The organism is Malikia spinosa (assembly GCF_002980625.1).
Classification (GTDB): domain Bacteria; phylum Pseudomonadota; class Gammaproteobacteria; order Burkholderiales; family Burkholderiaceae_C; genus Malikia; species Malikia spinosa.
Genome location: NZ_PVLR01000016.1, coordinates 40,358 through 60,101, shown reverse-complemented (window position 1 = coordinate 60,101; position 19,744 = coordinate 40,358). Strand labels below are relative to the sequence as shown.

The 19,744-nt window shown below is 67.1% G+C and carries 23 protein-coding genes and 1 tRNA gene; 16 read left to right on the top strand and 8 right to left on the bottom strand.

Features of this window, described 5'->3' with window-relative positions:
* Positions 1–69: 69 nt before the first annotated feature.
* Positions 70–924, bottom strand: coding sequence for a squalene synthase HpnC (gene hpnC / locus C6P61_RS06515; protein ID WP_105729120.1), 855 nt, complete (start codon positions 922–924; stop codon positions 70–72).
* Positions 925–1,027: 103 nt separating this feature from the next.
* Here hpnC and C6P61_RS06510 point away from each other — a divergent pair.
* Both C6P61_RS06510 and C6P61_RS06505 read left to right on the top strand, forming a co-directional pair.
* Positions 1,028–1,114: transfer RNA gene (locus tag C6P61_RS06510), tRNA-Leu, on the top strand.
* A 134-nt stretch (positions 1,115–1,248) separates the two neighbouring features.
* Positions 1,249–1,722 (top strand): hypothetical protein, encoded by a 474-nt coding sequence (locus C6P61_RS06505; protein ID WP_105729119.1) that lies wholly within the window; start codon positions 1,249–1,251, stop codon positions 1,720–1,722.
* Between the two features lie 50 nt (positions 1,723–1,772).
* On the opposite strand, the gene C6P61_RS06500 is transcribed toward C6P61_RS06505, so the two are convergent.
* The 3 genes from C6P61_RS06500 to C6P61_RS06490 all read right to left on the bottom strand — a co-directional run bounded on the left by C6P61_RS06500 (position 1,773) and on the right by C6P61_RS06490 (position 5,101).
* Entirely contained in the window at positions 1,773–2,417 is a 645-nt protein-coding gene (locus C6P61_RS06500) for a trimeric intracellular cation channel family protein (protein ID WP_105729118.1), read from the bottom strand.
* Positions 2,418–2,483: 66 nt separating this feature from the next.
* The gene (locus C6P61_RS06495; protein ID WP_105729117.1) at positions 2,484–3,098 is read right to left on the bottom strand and encodes a response regulator transcription factor; all 615 of its coding nucleotides are present in this window, start codon (positions 3,096–3,098) and stop codon (positions 2,484–2,486) included.
* The gene (locus C6P61_RS06490; protein ID WP_105729116.1) at positions 3,095–5,101 is read right to left on the bottom strand and encodes a sensor histidine kinase; all 2,007 of its coding nucleotides are present in this window, start codon (positions 5,099–5,101) and stop codon (positions 3,095–3,097) included. The genes C6P61_RS06495 and C6P61_RS06490 overlap by 4 nt, the downstream gene beginning before the upstream one ends.
* A 29-nt stretch (positions 5,102–5,130) precedes the next feature.
* On the opposite strand from C6P61_RS06490, the gene C6P61_RS06485 reads away from it, so the two are divergent.
* The 9 genes from C6P61_RS06485 to C6P61_RS06445 all read left to right on the top strand — a co-directional run bounded on the left by C6P61_RS06485 (position 5,131) and on the right by C6P61_RS06445 (position 13,416).
* Positions 5,131–6,189 (top strand): DctP family TRAP transporter solute-binding subunit, encoded by a 1,059-nt coding sequence (locus C6P61_RS06485; RefSeq protein WP_105729115.1) that lies wholly within the window; start codon positions 5,131–5,133, stop codon positions 6,187–6,189.
* Positions 6,190–6,327: 138 nt separating this feature from the next.
* Positions 6,328–7,674, top strand: a complete 1,347-nt coding sequence (locus C6P61_RS06480; protein WP_105729114.1) for a dicarboxylate/amino acid:cation symporter — start codon at positions 6,328–6,330, stop codon at positions 7,672–7,674.
* A 127-nt stretch (positions 7,675–7,801) separates the two neighbouring features.
* Positions 7,802–8,680: a plasmid replication/partition related protein gene (locus tag C6P61_RS06475; protein ID WP_105729113.1), complete on the top strand. Its 879-nt coding sequence runs from the start codon at positions 7,802–7,804 to the stop codon at positions 8,678–8,680.
* 28 nt (positions 8,681–8,708) lie between these two features.
* Positions 8,709–8,960, top strand: coding sequence for a DUF3820 family protein (locus C6P61_RS06470; protein ID WP_272918749.1), 252 nt, complete (start codon positions 8,709–8,711; stop codon positions 8,958–8,960).
* 131 nt (positions 8,961–9,091) lie between these two features.
* Positions 9,092–10,132 carry a Tim44 domain-containing protein gene (locus tag C6P61_RS06465; protein WP_105729112.1) on the top strand — a complete coding sequence of 347 codons (1,041 nt, stop codon included), beginning with the start codon at positions 9,092–9,094 and terminating at the stop codon, positions 10,130–10,132.
* A gap of 44 nt (positions 10,133–10,176) precedes the next feature.
* The gene (gene xseA, locus C6P61_RS06460) at positions 10,177–11,907 is read left to right on the top strand and encodes an exodeoxyribonuclease VII large subunit (RefSeq protein WP_105729217.1); all 1,731 of its coding nucleotides are present in this window, start codon (positions 10,177–10,179) and stop codon (positions 11,905–11,907) included.
* Positions 11,904–12,128 carry an exodeoxyribonuclease VII small subunit gene (xseB, locus tag C6P61_RS06455; RefSeq protein WP_105729111.1) on the top strand — a complete coding sequence of 75 codons (225 nt, stop codon included), beginning with the start codon at positions 11,904–11,906 and terminating at the stop codon, positions 12,126–12,128. The genes xseA and xseB overlap by 4 nt, the downstream gene beginning before the upstream one ends.
* Positions 12,129–12,130: 2 nt before the next feature.
* Positions 12,131–12,736 (top strand): glutathione transferase GstA, encoded by a 606-nt coding sequence (gene gstA / locus C6P61_RS06450; protein WP_105729110.1) that lies wholly within the window; start codon positions 12,131–12,133, stop codon positions 12,734–12,736.
* 425 nt (positions 12,737–13,161) lie between these two features.
* Positions 13,162–13,416, top strand: coding sequence for a hypothetical protein (locus C6P61_RS06445; protein ID WP_105729109.1), 255 nt, complete (start codon positions 13,162–13,164; stop codon positions 13,414–13,416).
* A gap of 77 nt (positions 13,417–13,493) precedes the next feature.
* On the opposite strand, the gene C6P61_RS06440 is transcribed toward C6P61_RS06445, so the two are convergent.
* From C6P61_RS06440 to C6P61_RS06430, 3 genes are all read right to left on the bottom strand, one after another.
* A complete protein-coding gene (locus C6P61_RS06440) occupies positions 13,494–13,760 on the bottom strand; it encodes a DUF167 domain-containing protein (protein WP_105729108.1) in 267 nt (88 codons plus the stop codon).
* 5 nt (positions 13,761–13,765) lie between these two features.
* A complete protein-coding gene (locus tag C6P61_RS06435) occupies positions 13,766–14,428 on the bottom strand; it encodes a DsbA family oxidoreductase (protein WP_105729107.1) in 663 nt (220 codons plus the stop codon).
* Positions 14,429–14,503: 75 nt separating this feature from the next.
* The gene (locus tag C6P61_RS06430; RefSeq protein ID WP_105729106.1) at positions 14,504–15,178 is read right to left on the bottom strand and encodes an SOS response-associated peptidase; all 675 of its coding nucleotides are present in this window, start codon (positions 15,176–15,178) and stop codon (positions 14,504–14,506) included.
* 87 nt (positions 15,179–15,265) lie between these two features.
* Here C6P61_RS06430 and pcaC point away from each other — a divergent pair, with 87 nt between their 5' ends.
* The 4 genes from pcaC to C6P61_RS06410 all read left to right on the top strand — a co-directional run bounded on the left by pcaC (position 15,266) and on the right by C6P61_RS06410 (position 17,813).
* A complete protein-coding gene (gene pcaC, locus C6P61_RS06425; RefSeq protein WP_105729105.1) occupies positions 15,266–15,643 on the top strand; it encodes a 4-carboxymuconolactone decarboxylase in 378 nt (125 codons plus the stop codon).
* A 275-nt stretch (positions 15,644–15,918) separates the two neighbouring features.
* Positions 15,919–16,314 carry a hypothetical protein gene (locus C6P61_RS06420; RefSeq protein WP_105729104.1) on the top strand — a complete coding sequence of 132 codons (396 nt, stop codon included), beginning with the start codon at positions 15,919–15,921 and terminating at the stop codon, positions 16,312–16,314.
* Between the two features lie 4 nt (positions 16,315–16,318).
* On the top strand, positions 16,319–17,080 hold the full coding sequence (locus tag C6P61_RS06415) for a bestrophin-like domain (RefSeq protein ID WP_244908793.1): 762 nt from the start codon (positions 16,319–16,321) through the stop codon (positions 17,078–17,080).
* 280 nt (positions 17,081–17,360) lie between these two features.
* The gene (locus C6P61_RS06410; protein WP_170067329.1) at positions 17,361–17,813 is read left to right on the top strand and encodes a methyltransferase family protein; all 453 of its coding nucleotides are present in this window, start codon (positions 17,361–17,363) and stop codon (positions 17,811–17,813) included.
* Positions 17,814–17,825: 12 nt separating this feature from the next.
* Here C6P61_RS06410 and C6P61_RS06405 read toward each other — a convergent pair whose 3' ends face one another.
* A complete protein-coding gene (locus tag C6P61_RS06405; RefSeq protein ID WP_237491325.1) occupies positions 17,826–18,104 on the bottom strand; it encodes an acylphosphatase in 279 nt (92 codons plus the stop codon).
* 75 nt (positions 18,105–18,179) lie between these two features.
* Between C6P61_RS06405 and C6P61_RS06400 the strand changes: the two genes are divergently transcribed.
* Entirely contained in the window at positions 18,180–19,715 is a 1,536-nt protein-coding gene (locus C6P61_RS06400) for a S8 family peptidase (protein WP_105729102.1), read from the top strand.
* Positions 19,716–19,744: the final 29 nt, after the last annotated feature.

Genomic DNA, 19,744 nt, shown 5'->3' with positions numbered 1-19,744 from the left:
CGGCGTCATGGCGTCATATGGGACCCAGAGTGTAAGGGGCCAGCCCCTGGGCCGGGCTGGCTGGGCTGCTCAGGTCCGCATGCGCAGGGCGCGCCACAGCAGCAGCGGCAGGTCGGCAGCGCCGAGCTTGGGGCGCGAGCGCCAGGTCCGATGCTGCAGCCGCTCGATCTGGTCCAGTATCCGCAGGCCGCCTTGCACCACCAGCCGCAGTTCCCAGCCCAGGCGTCCGGGCAGGCGGGTGGCCAGTGGAGCGCCGTCCTGCATCAGCGCGCGCGCCTGTTGCGTCAGCTCGGTCAGCAGCGCGCGCGCGGCGCCATCCTGTTGCGGGTCAAGCTCCGGCACCAGCAGCGCGGCCTCGTCGACGCCATGGCGGGCCAGCGGCTCCAGCGGCAGGTAGTGGCGCCCGCGCTGCAGGTCTACGCCGAGGTCCTGCCAGAAGTTGATCAGTTGCAGCGCACTGCAGATGGCATCGCTCTGGCGCAGCGACTTGGCGTCATGCACGCCATACAGGTGCAGCAGCAGGCGTCCGACCGGATCGGCCGAGCGGCGACAGTAGTCGAGCAGGGCGGCAGGGTCGGCATAGCGGCTGCCGGCTGCGGTGTAGCGCACATCCTGCTCGAAGGCGTCGAGCAGGTCATGCAGTGGCTGTGCCGGCAGTTGGTGCGCTGCGATCGCGCGCGCCAGGGCTGCGAACTGGCCCGACCAGCGCGGATCGACGGCTGGCTGGCCGGCCAGTGCGCGTTCGAGTTCGGCCCGGTAGGCCGCCAGTTCGGCCAGACGCTGGGCCGGACTCGCATCGCCTTCGTCGGCGATGTCGTCGGCGCTGCGCGCGTAATGGTAGAGCGCCGTGACGGTCGGGCGCAGCCGCGCCGGACAGAGCCAGGAGGCGACGGGGAAGTTTTCGTAATGGTCCACACCTTGCATGGGCCTATGCTGCCACAGGATGGCGGCGCAAAAGCGGCCGTTTCTGGCCTTACAATCTTGACTTTCGCTGATCAGCCCGCAACCGGCTGGTCACGAATGGACTGCGCGGGTGGCGAAATTGGTAGACGCACCAGGTTTAGGTCCTGACGGTGGCAACACCGTGCCGGTTCGAGTCCGGCCTCGCGCACCACCCTTTCTTTATATCTCTCGGTTCTATTGCCCGGTCCAGCCCGGGATACCGATTGATGCGACTGTTACATCAAGGTACAGGATCGCCTCGGGCCATGCGCTGCACAATGTAGCTTCCGCATTCGAGCTCATAAGATGAACATCCCATTCAAAACCACGCTGGCAGCCTTGTTGCTGGCTGCGGCTGTCGGTCAGGTACAGGCCGACGGCTGGCGTGGTCATGGCCGGCAAGGGTTCAACCACTACCGATCGGCTCCGGCGCGCGTGCATGGCTCGGGCTGGATCGCGCCGTTGGTCGTGCTCGGCATTGCCGGCGTGGCGCTCAGCGCCGCGAGCCAGGCACCCGCGACCGTGGTGGTACAGCCGCCGCCCCAGCCGGTCGTGGTCTATCCGCAGTCATCCGGCTATGCCGCGCAGCCGGCCTATGTTCTGCCGGCAGGCGCCGCCTATGCCAGCCCCGATTACGCGGGGCCGACCTATGCCGCACCGCCGCAGGCCGTCGAATCGGCACCGGATGGCGTCGCCTATTACTGCCCGAGCTATGGCCAGTACCACCCTCAGGTGCAGTCCTGTCCTGGCGGCTGGCAGCTGGTGGCCATGACGCGTTGAACGCCGGTTGACGCTCGACCTGCGAAGTTCCTGTCAGGCCGCCGTCGGATTCAGTGGTCCACGCGCCAGATCGGCAGCTGCCAGTCGCGCCAGAGCGCCAGCATGCGCAGCCCGGCCGTGAAGAACACCGTCGCGCTCAGGGCCAGCCAATCGGGTGTCTGGAGCGCCTGCAGGCCCAGATAGACCCAGCCGCCCAGGAAGGCGCACAGCGCATAGGGCCGATGGTCGCTGAAGGCAGCCGGGATCTGGTTGCAGACGATGTCGCGCAGTACGCCGCCGAACACCGGGGTCACCACGCCCATCAGCACCGCCACCAGGGCTGGCATGCCGTGCGCGCTGGCCAGATCGACGCCGACCGCAGCGAACAGGCCCAGCCCGAGCGCATCAGGCAGCTGGATGGCTTTTTCGGTCGGTTCGAAATGGCGCCGTCGCATGAACATCATGGCCACCGTGCTCAGGGCCAGCACGCCCCACAGGTATTCGACATGCCGGACCCAGAAGAAGGGTCGCAGGTCGAGCAGGATGTCGCGCAGGGTGCCGCCGCCGAGTGCAGTCAGGAAGGCCACGGCATAGACCCCGACGGCGTCGAGCCGGCTGCGCGCCGCAGTCATGACTCCCGACAGCGTGAAGGCGATGGTGGCTGACAACTCCAGGGCATGTCGCATCCACTCGCCCCAATTCGAAAAACTGATCATGCTCGGGTTTCCTGTGCTGTGGCCATGGCTGGGTCTTGACGGGTGCGAGGCTGGCAGTGCGTGTGCTCAATGGCCATACAAGCCCATGCGATGCGCCAGTTCGACCGCCGACTGGACTTGCAGCTTCTCGAAGATGTTGGCGCGGTGGAACTCCACCGTGCGCGGCGTGATGCCCAGGTGCTCGGCAATGTTCTTGTTGTAGTGGCCTGCGAGCAGTTCGCCCAGCACCTCGCGCTCGCGCGCGCTGAGCCCGGCCAGCGCCTTCTGGAATTCGAGCTTGTCGCGCGAGCCGGCCTGCAGCGCCAGCGCGGCCTGCCTGGCCGCCTCGACCCGGTCGACCAGCAGATTGTTCTGGAACGGCTTCTCGAGGAAGTCCCAGGCGCCCTGCTTGACCGCCGCCACCGCCATGCCGACGTCGCCGTGTCCGGTCAGGAACAGCACCGGCCAGGGCCAGCCCATGGCCTTGAGCCGCTCGAAGGTCGCCAGGCCCGACAGGGGCTCCATCCGGATGTCGAGCAGCAAGACGCAGCAGGCCCAGGGTTCGCTGCCCGCACGTAGCGCCTGCAGGAAGGCCTCGCCGCCGCTCCAGCTGCGCACGGGCAGGCCGCGCGAATCCAGCAACCAGGCCAGGCCATCGCGAAAATCCTCATCGTCGTCGACGATGTGTACGGTTGGGTTCAAGTTGTCAGGGGCAGCCACAGGGTGAATTGTGCCCCGTGCAGCGCGGCGCTGTGCCCGACCTCGATCCGGCCGTGATGGGCCTCGACGATCGAGCGGCAAATCGACAGGCCCATTCCCATGCCGCCCGGCTTGTGGCTGGCGAAGGCGTTGAAGATGCTGGCGCGCTGCACCTCGGGGATGCCGGGTCCGCTGTCCTCGATCCGGATTCCGGTCAGGCCGCTTTCCTGCACCAGGCTGACGCGTACCAGGGCCGGACCGCTGGCTCCGACTCCGGCCCATTCGGTCGCGTTCAGGATCAGGTTGTGCAGCGCGTGTTCGAGCAGCAGCGCATCGGCCGACACGCTCGGGCCTGTATCGGCTGATGAGCCGGCTGATTCGGGCAGCTCGAGCTGCAGCGCCACTCCTGGCGGCAATGTCAGCTGCTGCGCAACGCGGCGCACGAAGGGCACGAGCGCCAGCGGCTGGCGGCTCATTTCCTGGCGTCGGGCAAAGGCGTTGATGCGCTGGATCACCAGGCCGGCTTTCTCGGCCATGCGCTCGATGCGCTCGAGCACCGGCACGATTTCAGCCTGGCTGATGCTGTCCTGGCGCACCCGGTTGAGCAGGCCGCTGGCAAAGCTGCTGAGCGCGCCCAGCGGCTGGTTGAGCTCGTGCGCCAGCGTCGAGGCGACCTCGCCGACTGCGACCAGCCGGCCCGAGGCCTCGAGCTGTTCCTGCTGGCGTGCCGCCAGCCGTTCGACCCGCTTGCGCTCGGTGATGTCGAGCAGGGCGTACATCCAGCCCATCACGCGGCCGTCAGCCTGGGTCAAGGGCGCGCCGTGGACCAGCAGCTCGAGCTCATGGCCGTCGCGGTGCTGCAGCTGCAGCTCGATGCCGGAGCTCAGTCCGGAGCTCACTGCCGCCGCCGTCGGCAGCGCATCCAGGCTGGCCGCCAAGGCCTGCGGCCAGTCGCTCGTGGTGGCCAGCTCGCGCGCCGACCAGCCCAGCATGCGGCAGAAGGCCGGGTTGGCGTAGAGGCATTGACCGTCCAGGTCGCGTGCCAGCAGGCCCAGCGTGACCGAGCGCTCCATCGCACTGCGCAGCGCAATCTGGGTTTGCAGTCGCCGCTCGGCTTGGCGCCGGCGCAGCGTGCCGCGCCAGAAGAAATAGAGTGCCACCAGCATCGCGGCCAGGCAGACCAGCGCAATGCCGAAGAAGGCGCGCGGCGCGATGGCCGGACGGGCTTGCAGCAGCTCGACCGCCAGTTTCCACTGCGCGCCGGGCAGCGGCATGGCGACGGGATAGCGCAGGGCTGGCTGGCCTGGCTGGACTGGCGCCGTCAGCCCGGGCTCGTCGTCCAGCGTCAGCAGGGCGTGGTCGGCCAGAAACCAGGCCGGCACGATCTGTTCCAGCGCGCGCTCGATCCGGATCGCCGCGACCTGGTTACCCAGGAAGCGGCCTTGCTCGAAGCGGGGCACCGCCAGCCAGAGCAGCGCGTCGCCTGGGCGCTGGTGGCCGCGCAGCGGGCCGGCATAGGCGGGGCGTTGCAGGCCGCGTCCGGTGTCGAGCATCACCGCCAGCGTGCCGCTGTCCTCGGGCTGGAGCTCGGTGGCGGCCATGATGGCGGGCCATTGCCCGGGGTGGTCTTGCTGCTCGGACGCCAGCCAGCCCTGCCAGGCGATCACGCCCTCGCCACGCCAGAGCAGGCCGGCGCGTGGTGGCTGAAGCGGCTGAGGCGGCGGGGTGCCCGGCGCCGGCTGGGCGCTGTCGAGCTGGGCCAGGTCGCGCTCGAGCCGCTGGAAATGAAAGCGCAGCGTCTGCTCCAGCCACTGGGCGTCGGCAGCGCGGCGCAGCTCTTCTTCCTGCGCCTCGACATCGCGCAGGAACAGCACCAGCAGCACGATGCAGGCCGCCACCAGTGTCAGCAGGCCGGCCAGCCAGAGCAGGGCGCGCCGGCTCGAGGCCGAAGCCTGGCGGGCGTCCAGGTCGAGCGGGTCGAGGTCTACGGCGGGCTCGGTCTTCATGGTGGTGGAATGCGCTTAGCATAGCGGACATGCCGCACCGAGTCCGCCCCGACCGCACCCGAGCCTTGCGCCGGCGCCTGCTGCTGGCCAGCGGGCTGGCTGGGCTGGCTGCAATGGGGGTGGCTGTTCCGGCACAGGCGGCCAGGCCCGAGCTGCTGCTGCGTTTTTCGCATGTGGTCGCCGCCGGCACGCCCAAGGGCCAGATGGCGCTGCATTTCCAGCGCCTGGTGGCACAGCGCAGCGCGGGCCGCATTCGGGTCGAGGTCTATCCCGACTCCCAGCTCTACGGCGACGAGGACGAGCTCGAGGCGCTCAAGCTCGGTGCGGTCGAGCTGCTGGCGCCTTCGCTGTCCAAGTTCGGCCAGGCCGGCCTGCCCGAGTTCGAGGTCTTCGATCTGCCCTTCTTGTTCGATGACCTGGCCCAGGTCAGGCGCGTGACGCAGGGCCCGGTCGGGCGCCGCCTGCTCGAGCGGCTCGCGCACCAGCAGATGGTCGGACTCGGCTTCATGGACGGCAGTTTCAAGCAGATGAGCGCGAACCGGCCGCTGCGCGCGCCGGCCGACTTCAAGGGCTTGCGGCTGCGCGTGCAGGCCTCGCGCGTGTTGGTGGCCCAGATGCGCGCGCTCGGCGCCGAGCCGGTGGTGCTGCCCTTTGGCGAGACGCGCCGCGCCCTGGCCCGGCGGGTGGTCGATGGCGCCGAGAACCCGCTCGCGAATTTCCTGACCCAGGGCCTGCAGGCCGTGCAGACCGATCTGACCCTGACCCGCCACGGCTACCTGGGCTATGCGGTGGTCAGTCACCCGCGCTTCTGGGACAGCCTGAGCGCTGCCGACCGGGCACTGTTGCGCCAGGCCCTGGCCGAGTCGCTCGCATTCGGCAACCGGCTCTCGGCCGAACTCGATCGCCAGGCGCTGGCGCAGGTGCTAGATCTGCCGCGCCTGCGCGTCCATGCCCTCAGCTTGCCTGAGCGCGCCGCGCTGCAGCGCACGGCGCAGGCGGTGCAGCAGAACTTCGAGCAGCGGGTCGGTCATGGCTTGCTGGCCGAGGTGCGCGGCGCGATCGCATCCACGACTGCTGCTGAGGATTAGGGTAAACCCGACTGTTGAACGCCACAGTTGGCAGTGTGGCAGGCGCTGCGTATCGTTGCGACCTTTCCCGTGCTGCGGGTGCCGGGACAGGTTCTGGTGCCTGCGCTGCCCCTTCAATCCTTAATCGAGTCCGTCGCCATGGCTACTACAACTGCGCGAAAGCCTCTCTACAAGTCACTCTACGTCCAGGTCCTGGCCGCCGTCACGATCGGCGTGCTGCTGGGCCATTTCCAGCCGGAACTCGGCGCCCAGATGAAGCCGCTCGGTGATGGCTTCATCAAGCTCATCAAGATGATCATTGCGCCGATCATCTTCTGTACCGTCGTGGTCGGCATCGCCGGCATGGAGGACATGAAGAAGGTGGGCAAGACGGGTGGCCTGGCGCTGCTGTATTTCGAGGTCATGTCGACGCTGGCGCTGATCATCGGCCTGGTCGTGGTCAACCTGCTGCAACCCGGCTCGGGCATGCATGTCGACCCCAGCACGCTCGACACCAAGGCCATCGCGGCCTATACCGCGCCCGGCAAGATGCAGGGCACGGTCGACTTCCTGCTGCACGTGATCCCGAGCTCGGTGGTGGATGCCTTCGCCAAGGGCGAGATCCTGCAGGTGCTGCTGTTCTCGGTGCTGTTCGGCTTTGCGCTGCACAAGTTCGGCGGTCGCGGCACCATGGTGTTCGACTTCATCGAGAAGTTCTCGCATGTGCTGTTCGACATCGTCGGCATCATCATGAAGGTGGCTCCGATCGGTGCTTTCGGTGCGATGGCATTCACGATCGGCAAGTACGGCGTGGGTTCGCTGTTCTCGCTCGGCAAGCTGATGGGCGCCTTCTACCTGACCTGCCTGCTGTTCGTCTTTGTCGTGCTCGGCATCGTCAGCCGTCTGCATGGCTTCAGCGTGTTCAAGTTCGTGCGCTACATCAAGGAGGAGCTGCTGATCGTGCTGGGCACCTCGTCGTCCGAGTCGGTGCTGCCGCGCATGATGGAAAAGCTCGAGAACCTGGGCGCGCGCAAGTCGGTGGTCGGCCTCGTGATCCCGACCGGCTACTCGTTCAACCTCGACGGCACCTCGATCTACCTGACCATGGCGGCGGTCTTCATCGCTCAGGCCACCGACACCCCGATGGACCTGACCCAGCAGCTGACCCTGCTGGCCGTGCTGCTGCTGACCTCCAAGGGCGCGGCCGGCATCACCGGCAGCGGCTTCATCGTGCTGGCAGCCACGCTGTCGGCCGTCGGTGGCGTGCCGGTCGCCGGCCTGGCGCTGATCCTGGGCATCGACCGCTTCATGTCCGAAGCGCGTGCGCTGACCAACCTGGTCGGCAACGGCATCGCGACGCTCGTGGTCGCCCGCTGGACTGGTGACCTCGACATGAAGCGCCTGCACCAGGGCCTGGACCATCCGACCCTCACCGAAGCGCAGGACCCCGAGCTGATCCTGGATCAGCAGGTCACGAAGATGGCAGTGGCACCGGCCAAGGCCTGATTCCGGTCCGGACTGACTGTGACGGGGCGTATCCTTGGGGGTACGCCCTTTGTCTTTGCTGGTCCGGGCGCCGTGACCCGCCGTGACCACTACAATCCGGCCCCTCCCACATCACACTGAGCGCAGCATGGACATCGTCGTCAACGAGGAACTCAAGGCCTATATCGATCCCCTCACGCCCGAGGAATACGCGGCGCTCGAGCGCAGCCTGCTGGCCGAGGGCTGTCGCGATGCGCTGGTGCTGTGGGGCGACTTGCTGGTCGACGGCCACAACCGCTATGCGATCTGCCGCCAGCATGGCCTGCCGTTCCAGACCGTGCAGAGCAAGCGCTTCAAGGACATCGAGGATGTGCACCTGTGGATGATCGACCAGCATCTGGGCCGGCGCAGCGTGTCGGACTTCCAGCGTGGCGTGCTGGCCTTGCGCCAGCGCGAGATCGTCGCTGCGCGCCGGGCCCGTTTCCTCGAGGCCTCGGCCCAGCCCGCGCAGCAGGGCGCTGCCGATGCACCAGCCCCGCAGAGCGCCGCGGCCGAAGACCTGCCCTGGGAGGGCGAATCCAGCTATCCCGAGCCCGCGCCGCTCAAGAGCCGCGAGGACCTGGCGCGCGCCGCCCGCCTGAGCAGCAGCCAGGTCGCGATGATCGAGAAGATCCACCAGCAGGCCGAGCCCGAGCTGGTGGCTGCGCTCAAGTCGGGCGCGATCTCGATCAACGCCGCTGCCGCCGTCGCCACCCTGCCGCCCGAAGAGCAGAAAGCCGCTGCCGTCGCTGGCAAGGATGAGCTCAAGCAGGCCGCCAAGCGCGTGCGCGAGGCCCAGCGCAAGCCGCGCGCAAAGAGCGTGGCCCAGGCAGGCGAGGGCGCCGCGTCTGATTCGTCCGATCCGTCGGCCGCGGTTGATCAGGCAGGCGAACTGCAGGCGCTGCAGCAGCGGGTAGCCGAGCTCACGGCCGAGAACGAGGCGTTGCGCAAGCAGGTCACCAACCTGCTGTCGCAGCTGGTGGGCTGAGTCCGCCGCACCGCAGTCGGGCCTGACCTTGCCTGCCCACCCCGTCAGCTATGCCTTCGACCCGGCCCAGCTTGAACGCCTGCTGACGGTCGAGATGCCGTTTGGCAAGTACCAGGGCCGGCCGATCGCCGACCTGCCGGGCAATTACCTGAACTGGTTCGCGCGCGTGGGCTTTCCCGCTGGCGATATCGGCCGCCTGCTGGCGCTGATGCAGACCATCGACCACAACGGCCTGCGCGATCTGCTGCGCCCCTTGCGTGCCCTGAAGCGCCGATCCTGAGTGCCTCCCGGTCGGACCTGTGCTTGATATTCAGGTATTGACTGAACTTGAATCAGCGATATTCTGCTTTTTTATGCAGATAAAACCGCTATCCTGTGTAGCGTGAAGCAACTTTCTCACTGGAGTGCAAGATGAAAACCATGTCCCTGCTCGCGGCCGTCCTGGCCCTGGGTCTTACCTTTGGCGTCGGCGATGCCGACGCCGCCAAACGCCTGGGTGGCGGCAAGTCCGCCGGCATGCAGCGCGAAATGACGGTCGACAAGACCCCGGGCGCGACGCCGGCCCAGACGCCGACCGCCCCGATGGCTGCCACCGCGCCGGCTGCCGGCGCCATGGCCGCCGCGCCCGCTGCGGCGGCTGCACAGTCCAAGCGTTCCTGGATGGGCCCGCTGGCCGGCATCGCCGCCGGTATCGGCCTGGCCGCGCTGGCCTCGCATTTCGGCTTCGGCGATGAGCTGGCCTCGATGATGATGATCGGCCTGCTGGTCATGGTCGCGGTGGCGGTGATCGGTTTCATCATGCGCCGCCGTGCCGCAGCGCGTAATCCCGCCATGGCGGCTGCTGGCGCCGGCGCTGGTGCAGGCGGCATGTTCCGCAGCGGCCAGACCGATGCGCCGGCCTCGCGCGGCTTTGATGTCTCGATGCCGCCGGCCAGCCCGGCTGCCAGCCCGGCTGCCAGCCCGGCGACGGGTGCTTCGACCGGCTCCTCGCTGTTCGGTTCGAATTTCGGTGCCAGCCCGGCGCCGGCTTCCGCCATCGGTGCCGGCCTGTCGGCAGCCCCGACCCAGGCTCCGGTCATTCCGGCCGGCTTCGATGTCGAGGCCTTCGTGCGCAACGCCAAGGTCAACTTCATCCGCCTGCAGGCGGCCAACGACAGCGCCAACCTCGACGAGCTGCGCGAGGTCACCACGCCCGAGATGTTCGCCGAGCTCAAGATGGACATCGTCGAGCGCGGCGCCGCTGCGCAGCAGACCGAAGTCGTCACCCTGGGTGCCGATGTGCTCGAGGTGGTCGAGGACGCCGCGCGCTATGTCGTCAGCGTGCGCTTCACCGGCCAGATCCGCGAAGACAAGTTCGCCGCACCGGAAGCCTTCGACGAAGTCTGGCACCTGACCAAGTCGCGCACCGGTTCGGGCGGCTGGCTGTTGTCCGGCATCCAGCAGGCGCGCTAAGCCCTGCGCCGGTAGGTGGCGGGGGCATGGGCCAAAATACCCCCATGTCCGCCACCTACCTCCAAGTTCCCTTTCGCGACAAGGACAGCGCCAAGGCGCTGGGCGCGCGCTGGGACCCGGCCCAGCGGCAGTGGTATGTGCCTGCAGGCCGCGAACTCGCGCCCTTTGCCGCCTGGCTGCCGGCAGACCTGGTTGACGCCAGTCTGCCGCTGCCGCCTGACAGCACAGCCGCCGCTGTCGCCTTCCCCGCGCGGCTCCCGGTCGCCGCCGATGAGCCGGCAGTCCCGGGCAGCCGGCTGGCAGCCGTCTCCGAGCCCGCTGCCGCCTATTCCAGCTCCAGCCTCACTTCGCAGCGCCAGCCCGGCATCAGCCTGTCGCAGCTGCTCGCTGGCGTCTCCCAGCTGGTCGCCCAATCCTTCCCTTCCGGCCTCTGGACCCTGGTCGAGGTGCTCGATGCGCGCCTGCGCAACGGCCATGTCTACCTCGAACTGTCCGAGCGCGATGCCGCGGGCCAGGTGCTGGCCAAGGCCAACGGCATGATCTGGGCGTCCAACGCCAGCCGCATCCTGCCCGAGTTCGAGCGCGCCACCGGCGCCACCCTGGGCCCGGGCATCAAGTTGCTGGTGCGGGCGCGCCCGGTGTTCAAGCCGCAATACGGCTTCAGCCTCGAGCTCGACGCGATCGATTCCGGCTACACCCTGGGCGACCTCGAGGCCAGGAAGCGCGAGATCCGCGAGCGGCTGCAGCGCGAGGGGCTCTATGCGCGGCAAAAGCAGCTCGCGCTGCCCTGGGACTACCAGCAGGTGTTGGTGATCGCGCCCGAAGCCGCTGCCGGCCTGGGCGACTTCCAGGCCGAGGCGGCCCGCCTGCAGCGCCACGGCGTCTGCCGCTTCGATTACGCCTACAGCCGCTTCCAGGGCGAGGGCGCGGCAGCGGAAATCCGCATGGTGATGTTGCATGCCTTGCAGCGGCTGGGTCAGAGTGGCAGGCCTGATGCGGTCGTGATCATCCGTGGTGGCGGCGCGGTCAACGACCTGGCCTGGCTCAATGACTATGAACTCGCTCGCACCTGCTGCGAGCTCGAGCTGCCGCTGCTGACCGGCATCGGCCACGAGCGCGACAACACCCTGCTCGATGAGGTCGCGCAGCAGCGCTTCGACACCCCGTCCAAGGTGATCGCCGGCATCGAGCAGCTGATCGTGCGGCGTGCGGCCGAGGCGCGGGCCCATTTCGAGGCCATCGCCCGGCTCGGCCAGCGCAGCCTCGTGCAGGCCCGCAGCCAGGCGCAGCAGGCCGAGGCGCAGGTCCGCGTGCTGGCGCAGCGCCAGCTCGATGCGGCGCGCTACCGCGTGCCGGCGGCCTGGTCCGAGGTGCAGACCCAGGGCAGGCTGGCGCTGCGCCAGGCCCGCGAGCAGTCGCGGCTGCGGCTGCAGCAGCTCGGCGAGCGCGCCACGGCGCTGACTCAGCGCGCCAGCGACTTCAGTGCCCATGCCTTGCAGGAGGTGCACAGCGGCAGCCGCCAGGCGCTGCGCCAGGCCAGCGAGTCCTCGCGCGCGCTGATGCGCGAGGTTGCCGGCCAGGGCCCCGGCAAGACGCTGGCGCGCGGCTTCGCGATTGTGCGCGATGCCAGCTCGGGCCAGGTATTGCAGCGCGCCGCCGAACTCAAGGCCGGCCAGCCGCTGCAGATCCAGTTCCACGACGGCCAGCGGCTGGCCCAGGCCAGCGGGCCCGCCGTCTCTTCCCCGATCGACGATTCGAAAGAGAACCCGCAATGAAAGCCAAGACCTTCAGGGATGCCTACGGCGTGCTGCAACGCCATGCCCAGACCCTGCGCGAGCAGGACGAACCCAATATCGATGACCTGCTGGCCATCGTGACCGAATCGGTCGCTGCCTACCAGATCTGCCAGTCGCGCATCGCAGCGGTCGAGCAAGCGCTCGAGAAAGCCCTCGGCGAGGCCGCTGAAATTTCCTCCAACCCCGCAACCGAAAGCTAACCATGAAGCTGTTCCTCAAGCCCGGCGCCTGCTCGCTGTCCCCGCATATCGTGCTCGAAGAGCTCGGACTGCCCTACGAGACCGAAGTGGTCGACCTGGCCAAGAAGACCACCGCTTCCGGCCAGGACTATCTGGCCATCAACCCCAAGGGCTATGTGCCGGCACTGCTGCTCGACGGCGGTGAACTGCTGACCGAAGGCCCGGCTATCGTGCAGTACCTGGCCGACCTCGCGCCCGAGAAGCAGCTCGCGCCGGCCAATGGCAGCGTCGCGCGCTACCAGCTGCAGGCCTGGCTGACCTTCATCGGCACCGAAGTGCACAAGTCCTTCAGCCCCTTCTTCAACCCGAAGGCACCGCAGGAGTGGAAGGACATCGCGCGCGCCAACCTCGAGCGCCGCCTGGCCTACATCGCGCAGCAGCTCGAAGGCCGTTACTACCTGCTCGGCAGCGACTTCTCGGTCGCCGACGCCTACCTGTTCACGGTCCTGAACTGGTCCAAGTTCATCAAGCTCGACCTCGGTGCCTGGCCCTTGCTGGCGGCCTACCAGGCGCGTGTGGCGGCCCGTCCGGCCGTGCAGGCAGCGCTCAAGGCCGAAGGCCTGGTCTGAGCGTTGACATGACGATGTCACAGTAATCCCCATCGACCGTGGTCAAGGCTGTGGACAAGCCAGGCAACAAGTCAGCAAGTGATTGCCCCGCCTGGTATTTTTTGCCTTGCTCAAAAAAAAGGCAATTCAGCCAGGGACCAAAATGGCCGGATTCTGTGACATCACCAGGGAGCATTCCCCTCTATGCATCCTGCGCGAATCTGATAATCTGAACTCAATCGAGTTGGGTGTGGGAGTCTGGTTCGATTGCCGGCGTTACCTTGAATCAACATTGCGATGTGAGGGGGGAAGGTAACGTCTTTGGACCCGGCCTGGTGCCGGGTTTCTTTTTTTGTGTGCGGGACTTCGCCGGAGTCACGACGGGTAAACGCTAGAATCGCCGAAACGCACGACGGGGTGCGGAATCAGTCTGGGAGTGACACCGGATGGACAAACGATCGGGACCGCATGACCGTTTCGAGCGGCTTGGCAGCAAGCTGGCCCAGCTCGAGTCCTTGCTGACCATGGTGGGTGGCGAGGGCATTGGCCATTTTCGCCAGCAGGAGGCCGAGCAGCAGGCCTATTTCCTCGGCCTGTGCACGCGCCTGGCCGGTGAATGCCGCGACCTGTGCGAGTCGCTGCAGCTCGCCGAGCAAGACAGTGAAGCCGAACCGCGCCGGCCCCATATGCTGCTCAACTAGTCCTGGCTGGCGGCCTCGTCGAGGCTTTTTGGCTGCCCGACTCCCGACTACCCTACTGCGCGGCCAGGCAGGGACCCTCAGTCGCCGAGCCCCAGCGCCAGCCTGAGCGCAGCATCGTCGAGCCCGTCGACCTCGACCCGCTTGGTGCGACCGCTGGCGCCCATCTCGATGCTGATGGCCGACTTGGGCACGCCGCATTGCTTGGACAGGAAGGCGATCAAGGCCTTGTTGGCCTCGCCGTCGACCGGCGGCGCTTTCAGCTGGATCTTGGGCTTGCCGTCGAACAGGCCCGCGAGCTGGGTCTGCTTGGCGCCGGGCTGGCAATAGACGACGATCCTGGCCATCGCGCTCAGGCTTTCTGGCCGGTCGCGATGATCTGGCCCAGGGCCTGCTCGAGTACCTCGACCGGGTGGCAGCCCGTGATCACATAACGCTGGTTGATGATCAGGGTCGGCACCGAGTTCACGCCCGCCTGGCGGTAGAAGGCCTCGCGCTCGCGCACTGCCTCGGCAAACTGGTCGCCGGCCAGCAGTTCGATCGCCTGCTCGCGTTCGAGTCCGGCGCTGTCGACGGCGCCCAGCAGCACGTCGTCGGCGTCCATCGGCAGCCGGTCGCGGTGGCAGGCCTGCAGCAGCGCCTGCTTGAGCGCGAGCTGGCGCTCGGGATGCTCGAGCGCGGCCCAGTGCAGCAGCCGGTGCGCCTTGAGCGTGTTGTAGATCCGGCCGCGTCCCTCGGGCGCAAACTCGACGCCGACCGCCGCGCCACGCTGGCACAGGGTGGCGCGTGCAGCGGCCTGTTGCTCGGGCGTCGAGCCGTACTTTTGCGCCAGATGCTCGGCCAGGTCCTGGCCGCCTTCGGGCAGGTCGGGGTTGAGTTCGAACGGTTGCAAGTTCAGGCTGACCGGCACGGCCGCCGGCAGGCGCTCGAGCGCTTCCAGCAGCGAGGCCAGCCCGATGGCGCACCAGGGGCAGGAAATATCGGAGACGAAATCGATGTTCAGCAGTTGGCTCATGGCTGAATTGTCAACCGATTTCGCGCTCCGAGCCCGAAACCGAGCGCAACACCGTTCAGTTCCGGCTGGCGGTGGTCAGCCTTTTTCGACCGGATTGGCGGTCATCCAGTTGGCCGGGTAGCTGCGCATGAACTCGGCTGCCTTGGACAGCGGCGCATTGAGCCAGGCGTCGTAAGCGCCTTCGTTGAGGATGACCGGCATGCGCTTTTCGGCGCCGGGCGGGTCGTAGCGGTGCAGCAGCCCGTGGCCGTAGGAGCCGACCGTCAGCAGGCAAAAGCCGGTCACGGATTCGCCTTCTTCACTGCCCCAGCGCTCCCACAGGCCTGCCACGCCCATCGGCCGGCCGTCCACGCGTGCAATCCGGGTCGGCACCGGCTGGCCGGTGCGCCAGTCATCGACGAAGAAGGCCATCATCGGCACGATGCAGCGGCGCGATTCCTTCCAGGCCTTGTCGAAATGCTTGGAGCCGACCACGCTGTCGGGCCTGGCGTTGAGCAGCTTGGACGAGCGCAGCTTGGCGTCCGAGGCCGACTTGGCCCAGGCCGGCGGCAGGCCGAACTGGCCCGGCACCAGCTCGCGTCCGGCGGGGATGGTCTCGACATCGGCTTCGACCGTGGCCGGCGTCTGCCGGATGAAGAGGCTGGGCCGGCGCGGCCATATGTCGCGTCCGGGCAGCTGGTCGGGGGCCGGCACGTTGAAGGCTTCGGTATAGAGCGCAGCGTGTCGCACGCTTTCGTAATGGGAAATCATGCGGCGATGCTAGCGCATCACCGGCCGCACTGGCAGCCCGGATCAGGCCGACTGCAGCTTAAGATCTGGCTTTTAGCGAGGTCAGAGATGAGCGACGAACAATTCGACAAGGGACTGGCCATGCGCAAGCAGGTCATGGGCGAGGATTTCGTGGAACGCGCCTACGCCGGCGTGACGGACTTCACGGCACCGCTGCAGCATCACATCACGCGCAACGCCTGGGGCGAGGTCTGGCAGCGCCCGGGCCTGGACCTCAAGACCCGCAGCCTGGTGACCGTGGCGATGCTGACCGCCCTGGGCAAGCAAAACGAGCTCAAGGGCCATCTGCGCGGCGCGCTCAACAACGGCGCCACGCTGCAGGAGATCCAGGAAGTGCTGCTGCACGCCACCATCTATTGCGGCGTGCCGGCCGCGGTCGAGGCATTTCGCAGCGCGGCCGAGGTGTTGCCCCAGACGGAAACCTGATGGCTGTGCGCCCAGGCGCAGCGCAATTGCCCCTGTCAGTCTCTGGCTTGCCTGCTTTTTAGGCAGGTCGATAAAGTCCAGCGGCGACAAGGGCTTGGCTGTTGCCTGGATGACTTGTCCACAGATTTGATCACGCCTGCTGGGGATTACCCTGATTGGTCCTGTGCCGCCGGGCCGCTGCTGCCACTGCCGTTTGCAGCCCGTCCATCCCTCGATAAAGTGATGACCATGAAGCCAGAACCTTGCACTTCACTCTCATTGAACGGAGCCAGCAGATGGCCATAGGCTGGATGACGGTATTGAAGCTGGTACCCTGGGATGACGTCATCGCGAACGCCCCCAAGGTGGTCGAAGGCGCGCGCAAACTCTGGAAGACGGTGGCCAGATCCCCGGTGCCAGTGCCATCGCCCGAGCCAGCCAGCTCGCCCGAGGTCGCCGCCGCGCCGGCCGCGCCCGAGCTGGCGACACGCAGCGAGCTGCAGGCGCTGGCGGCTACTGTGTCAACCCTGCACGAGCAGATGGCCGAGTCGTCGGCGCTGATCGAGGCGCTGGCCGACCAGAACGCCCAGCTGATCGGGCAGATCGAGTCGAACCGGGTCTGGCTCGGCTGGCTGATGGCCGTCGTCGCGGCGCTGGCCGCTGGGCTGGTCTATCTGCTGCTGCGGGGCTGAGCGCTTGAACGTCAATACCTACGATCATTACGGCTATGCGCTGATTGCCCTGGTCGGCACCGCCATGGCCGTGGCGACCATCATCTGGCTGATACGCCATTCGCCCTGGAAGTCCAAGCTGCGCGAGCTGCGCGGCGTGGCGCCGCCCTTCATCAACATCCTGGGCGTGCTGTTTGGCCTGACGCTGGCCTTCATCGCCAACGACACCTGGTCGGCCCATGACAAGGCCACCGGTGCGGTCTACCGGGAGGCCGATGCCCTGCGCAGCCTGCTGGTGCTCAGCGGCAAGCTCGACGAGCCCTTGCGCTCGACCATCCGCGCCACCCTGGGCCGCTATGCCCAGGCCAGCAGCGAAGAATGGGACAGCCTGGCGCAGCGCCGCTCGAGTCCGCAGGCCGACCAGCAGGCCAACGCCTTGCTGCTGGCCGTGATCGACCGGCGCATCGAGGATCAGCTGGGCCACACGGTCCATGCGTTGATGCTGAGCAAGGTCAGCGACATCCGTCACGACCGTGATCTGCGCATCGCGCTGAGCCAGATGCATGTCAATCCGCTCAAATGGCTCGGAATGGCCTTCCTGGGCCTGCTGACCCTGCTTTCGATCGCGATGGTCCATATCGAGAACCCACGCGCGGCCTATCTCTCGATCGCCTTGTTTGCGCTGTCGGCTGCACCGACGGCAGCGATCGTGCTGGTGCAGGGCAACCCGTTCCTGCAGCCGTCCTTCGTTTCGCCGGCACCGATCATCGCCGCGCTGGGCCCCTGAGCAAAAAAAACCCGGCCAAGTGGCCGGGTGTGAAAGTCTCGAAGCAGATGAAAATCCTAGGAGTGCTAGGCCGTGGGTGAGTGAAGCCCACGTGCCAAGTATGGTTCAGGCCGAACGCGGCAGGGGTCAAGGACCTGTAACGCTTGTAAGCAAACGTAGGTCAAGCGCCGCGCACAGCCAGAAATGCCCAGCCCGCACGGGGTGGGCTCGTGAATTCGCGCTGATCGGCATCTCAATGGATGCCACAACCGGCAATAATGAGGCGATTCAACGCACTGACATGGCCAGCAAAACCACCCAAATTACCTTGATCACGTTGCAGTTCGGCATCCTGCTGCTGCAGACCGGATCGGTGGCGCTGCAGCTGCGCAGCGCAGTTCCCGGCCTGCTGGTGGCGGTCTTATGGCTGGCCTGCATGGCCTTGGGTCTGTGGGCCCTGAGCGCCAACCGGCCCGGCAACTTCAACATCCGCCCCGAGCCCAAGGCAGAGGGGCAGCTGGTGCAAACCGGGCCTTATCGCTGGATTCGCCATCCGATGTACACCGCAGTGCTGCTGTTCAGCATCGGCTGTGCCGGCTTCACGGCGACGCTGCTGGCTGGCGGCCTGTCACTGGCGCTGCTGGCAGTGCTGTGGCTCAAGGCCGTGCTGGAAGAACGCATGATGTGCCAGCGCCATCCCGCTTACCGCGCCTACATGACCCGCACCCGGCGCTTCCTGCCTTTCCTGGTGTGACTGCAGCCCGGCTCAGGCCGTGGGCAATCTTTCGAAGCCGCTGTACTGGCCCTGCGTTTCCGTCACCACCACTTCGCTGACCACGGCCGCGGGCGGTCCGGTCCTGGACCATTCAATCAGGCGCTCCAGCGCCTGCGGTGAACCGCAGACCACGGCTTCCACGCTGCTGTCGAGCCGGTTGCGCACCCAGCCGGTCACTTCGAGCGCCTGCGCCTGTTCCTGCAGCGACTGGCGGTAGTAGACCCCCTGGACCCGACCATGGATCCGGAGATGGCGAACAATGACAGTCATGTCAGCAGTATTGATCATGGTGCTTCAATTTGTGAGCGGTATAAAATGATTTGATCATATTTGGAGACATGTCAAATGCGTCAAGCCTGGATATTTTCGTCGGTGGTCATTGCCGCTGCCACCGTTGTTTCGGCTGCGCATGCGGCCCCGGGGGCTGCGACCCATCCGTTTGCGCTTTCGCGTCCGATCGACAACCAGTACATCGTCGTCTTCAAGCGCGAGGTGGCCGAGCCCGCAGCCCTGGCGGCACAGTTGGCACAGCAGCAGGGCGGACGCTTGCTGCACAGTTACCGCCACACGATCAAGGGCTTCGCGGCCCGCTTGCCCGCGGCAGCCGTGGCGGCATTGCGCAACAACCCCCAGGTCGACTATGTCGAGCCGGACGCAACGGTCAGCTTGAATGAAGCGCTGGCCACGCCGCCCTGGCAGCAGCCGAATCCGACCTGGGGCCTGGACCGGATCGACCAGGCTTCGCTGCCCCTCAACGGCAGCTACCACCACCAGTACCGGGGCGCCGGTGTCCATGCGTTCGTGATCGACACCGGGATCCTGGCTAGCCATGTGGATTTCGGCAATCGTGTCAGCGCGGGCTACAGCGCCATTGCCGACGGCAACGGCACGACCGACTGCAATGGCCATGGCACCCATGTCGCCGGCACGGTCGGCGGCAGCCAGTTTGGCGTGGCCAAGGCCGTGACCCTGGTGCCGGTCCGGGTGCTCGATTGCACCGGGTCGGGCAGCTACAGCGGGATCATCGCGGGGGTGGACTGGGTGGCAGGGCAGGGCGCGCTGCGCCCGGCAGTGGCGAACATGTCGCTCGGTGGCGGCTTGTCTGCTGCAGTCAATGCCTCGGTGGCCGGCGCGGTGGCCAAGGGGGTCACCATGGTCGTGGCGGCGGGCAACTCGAGTGCCGATGCTTGCCAGACCTCGCCGGCGTCCGAACCTTCGGCGATCACGGTCGGTGCGACCAGCAGCAATGATTCGAGAGCCAGTTACTCCAACTACGGTGCCTGCCTGGACCTCTTCGCGCCGGGCAGCGCCATCAGTTCCGACTGGCACAGTTCGACGACTGCGACCAATACCCTCAGCGGCACCTCGATGGCGGCGCCCCATGTGACCGGCGTCGCTGCCTTGGCACTGGCCGCCAACGGCAGTGCGACGCCTGCGGCCGTGACCGAGTTCCTGCTCAGCCATGCCACGCCGAACAAGGTGATTGGCGCGGGCAGCGGCTCGCCGAACCGCCTGGTCTATTCGATGGCCGCCGGCGCGCCCGCGACCCCCGTGGTCAAGACGGTGGCGGTCAGCGCCATCACGGGCAAGGGCGTGAAGTCGGGCACCAAATGGCGCGCCAGCGCGACCGTGACGGTGCGGCAATATGACGGCTACAACTTCGTCGGGGCGATTGCGGGTGCCACGGTGACCGGCATGTTCAGCCCCGGTGGCACTGCGACTTGCGTGACAGGCAGCACCGGCAGTTGCACGCTGAACAGCGGCACGATCAGCCGCAGCTACACCACCAGCCTGTTTGGCGTGGGCAATGTCACGGGTTCATCGCTGGTCTATGACGCCAGCAAGAATGCGGTCAGCAGCATCAGCGTGAGCCGGCCATAATTCAGCGCTGCCTGAACGTCTTGCTTTTG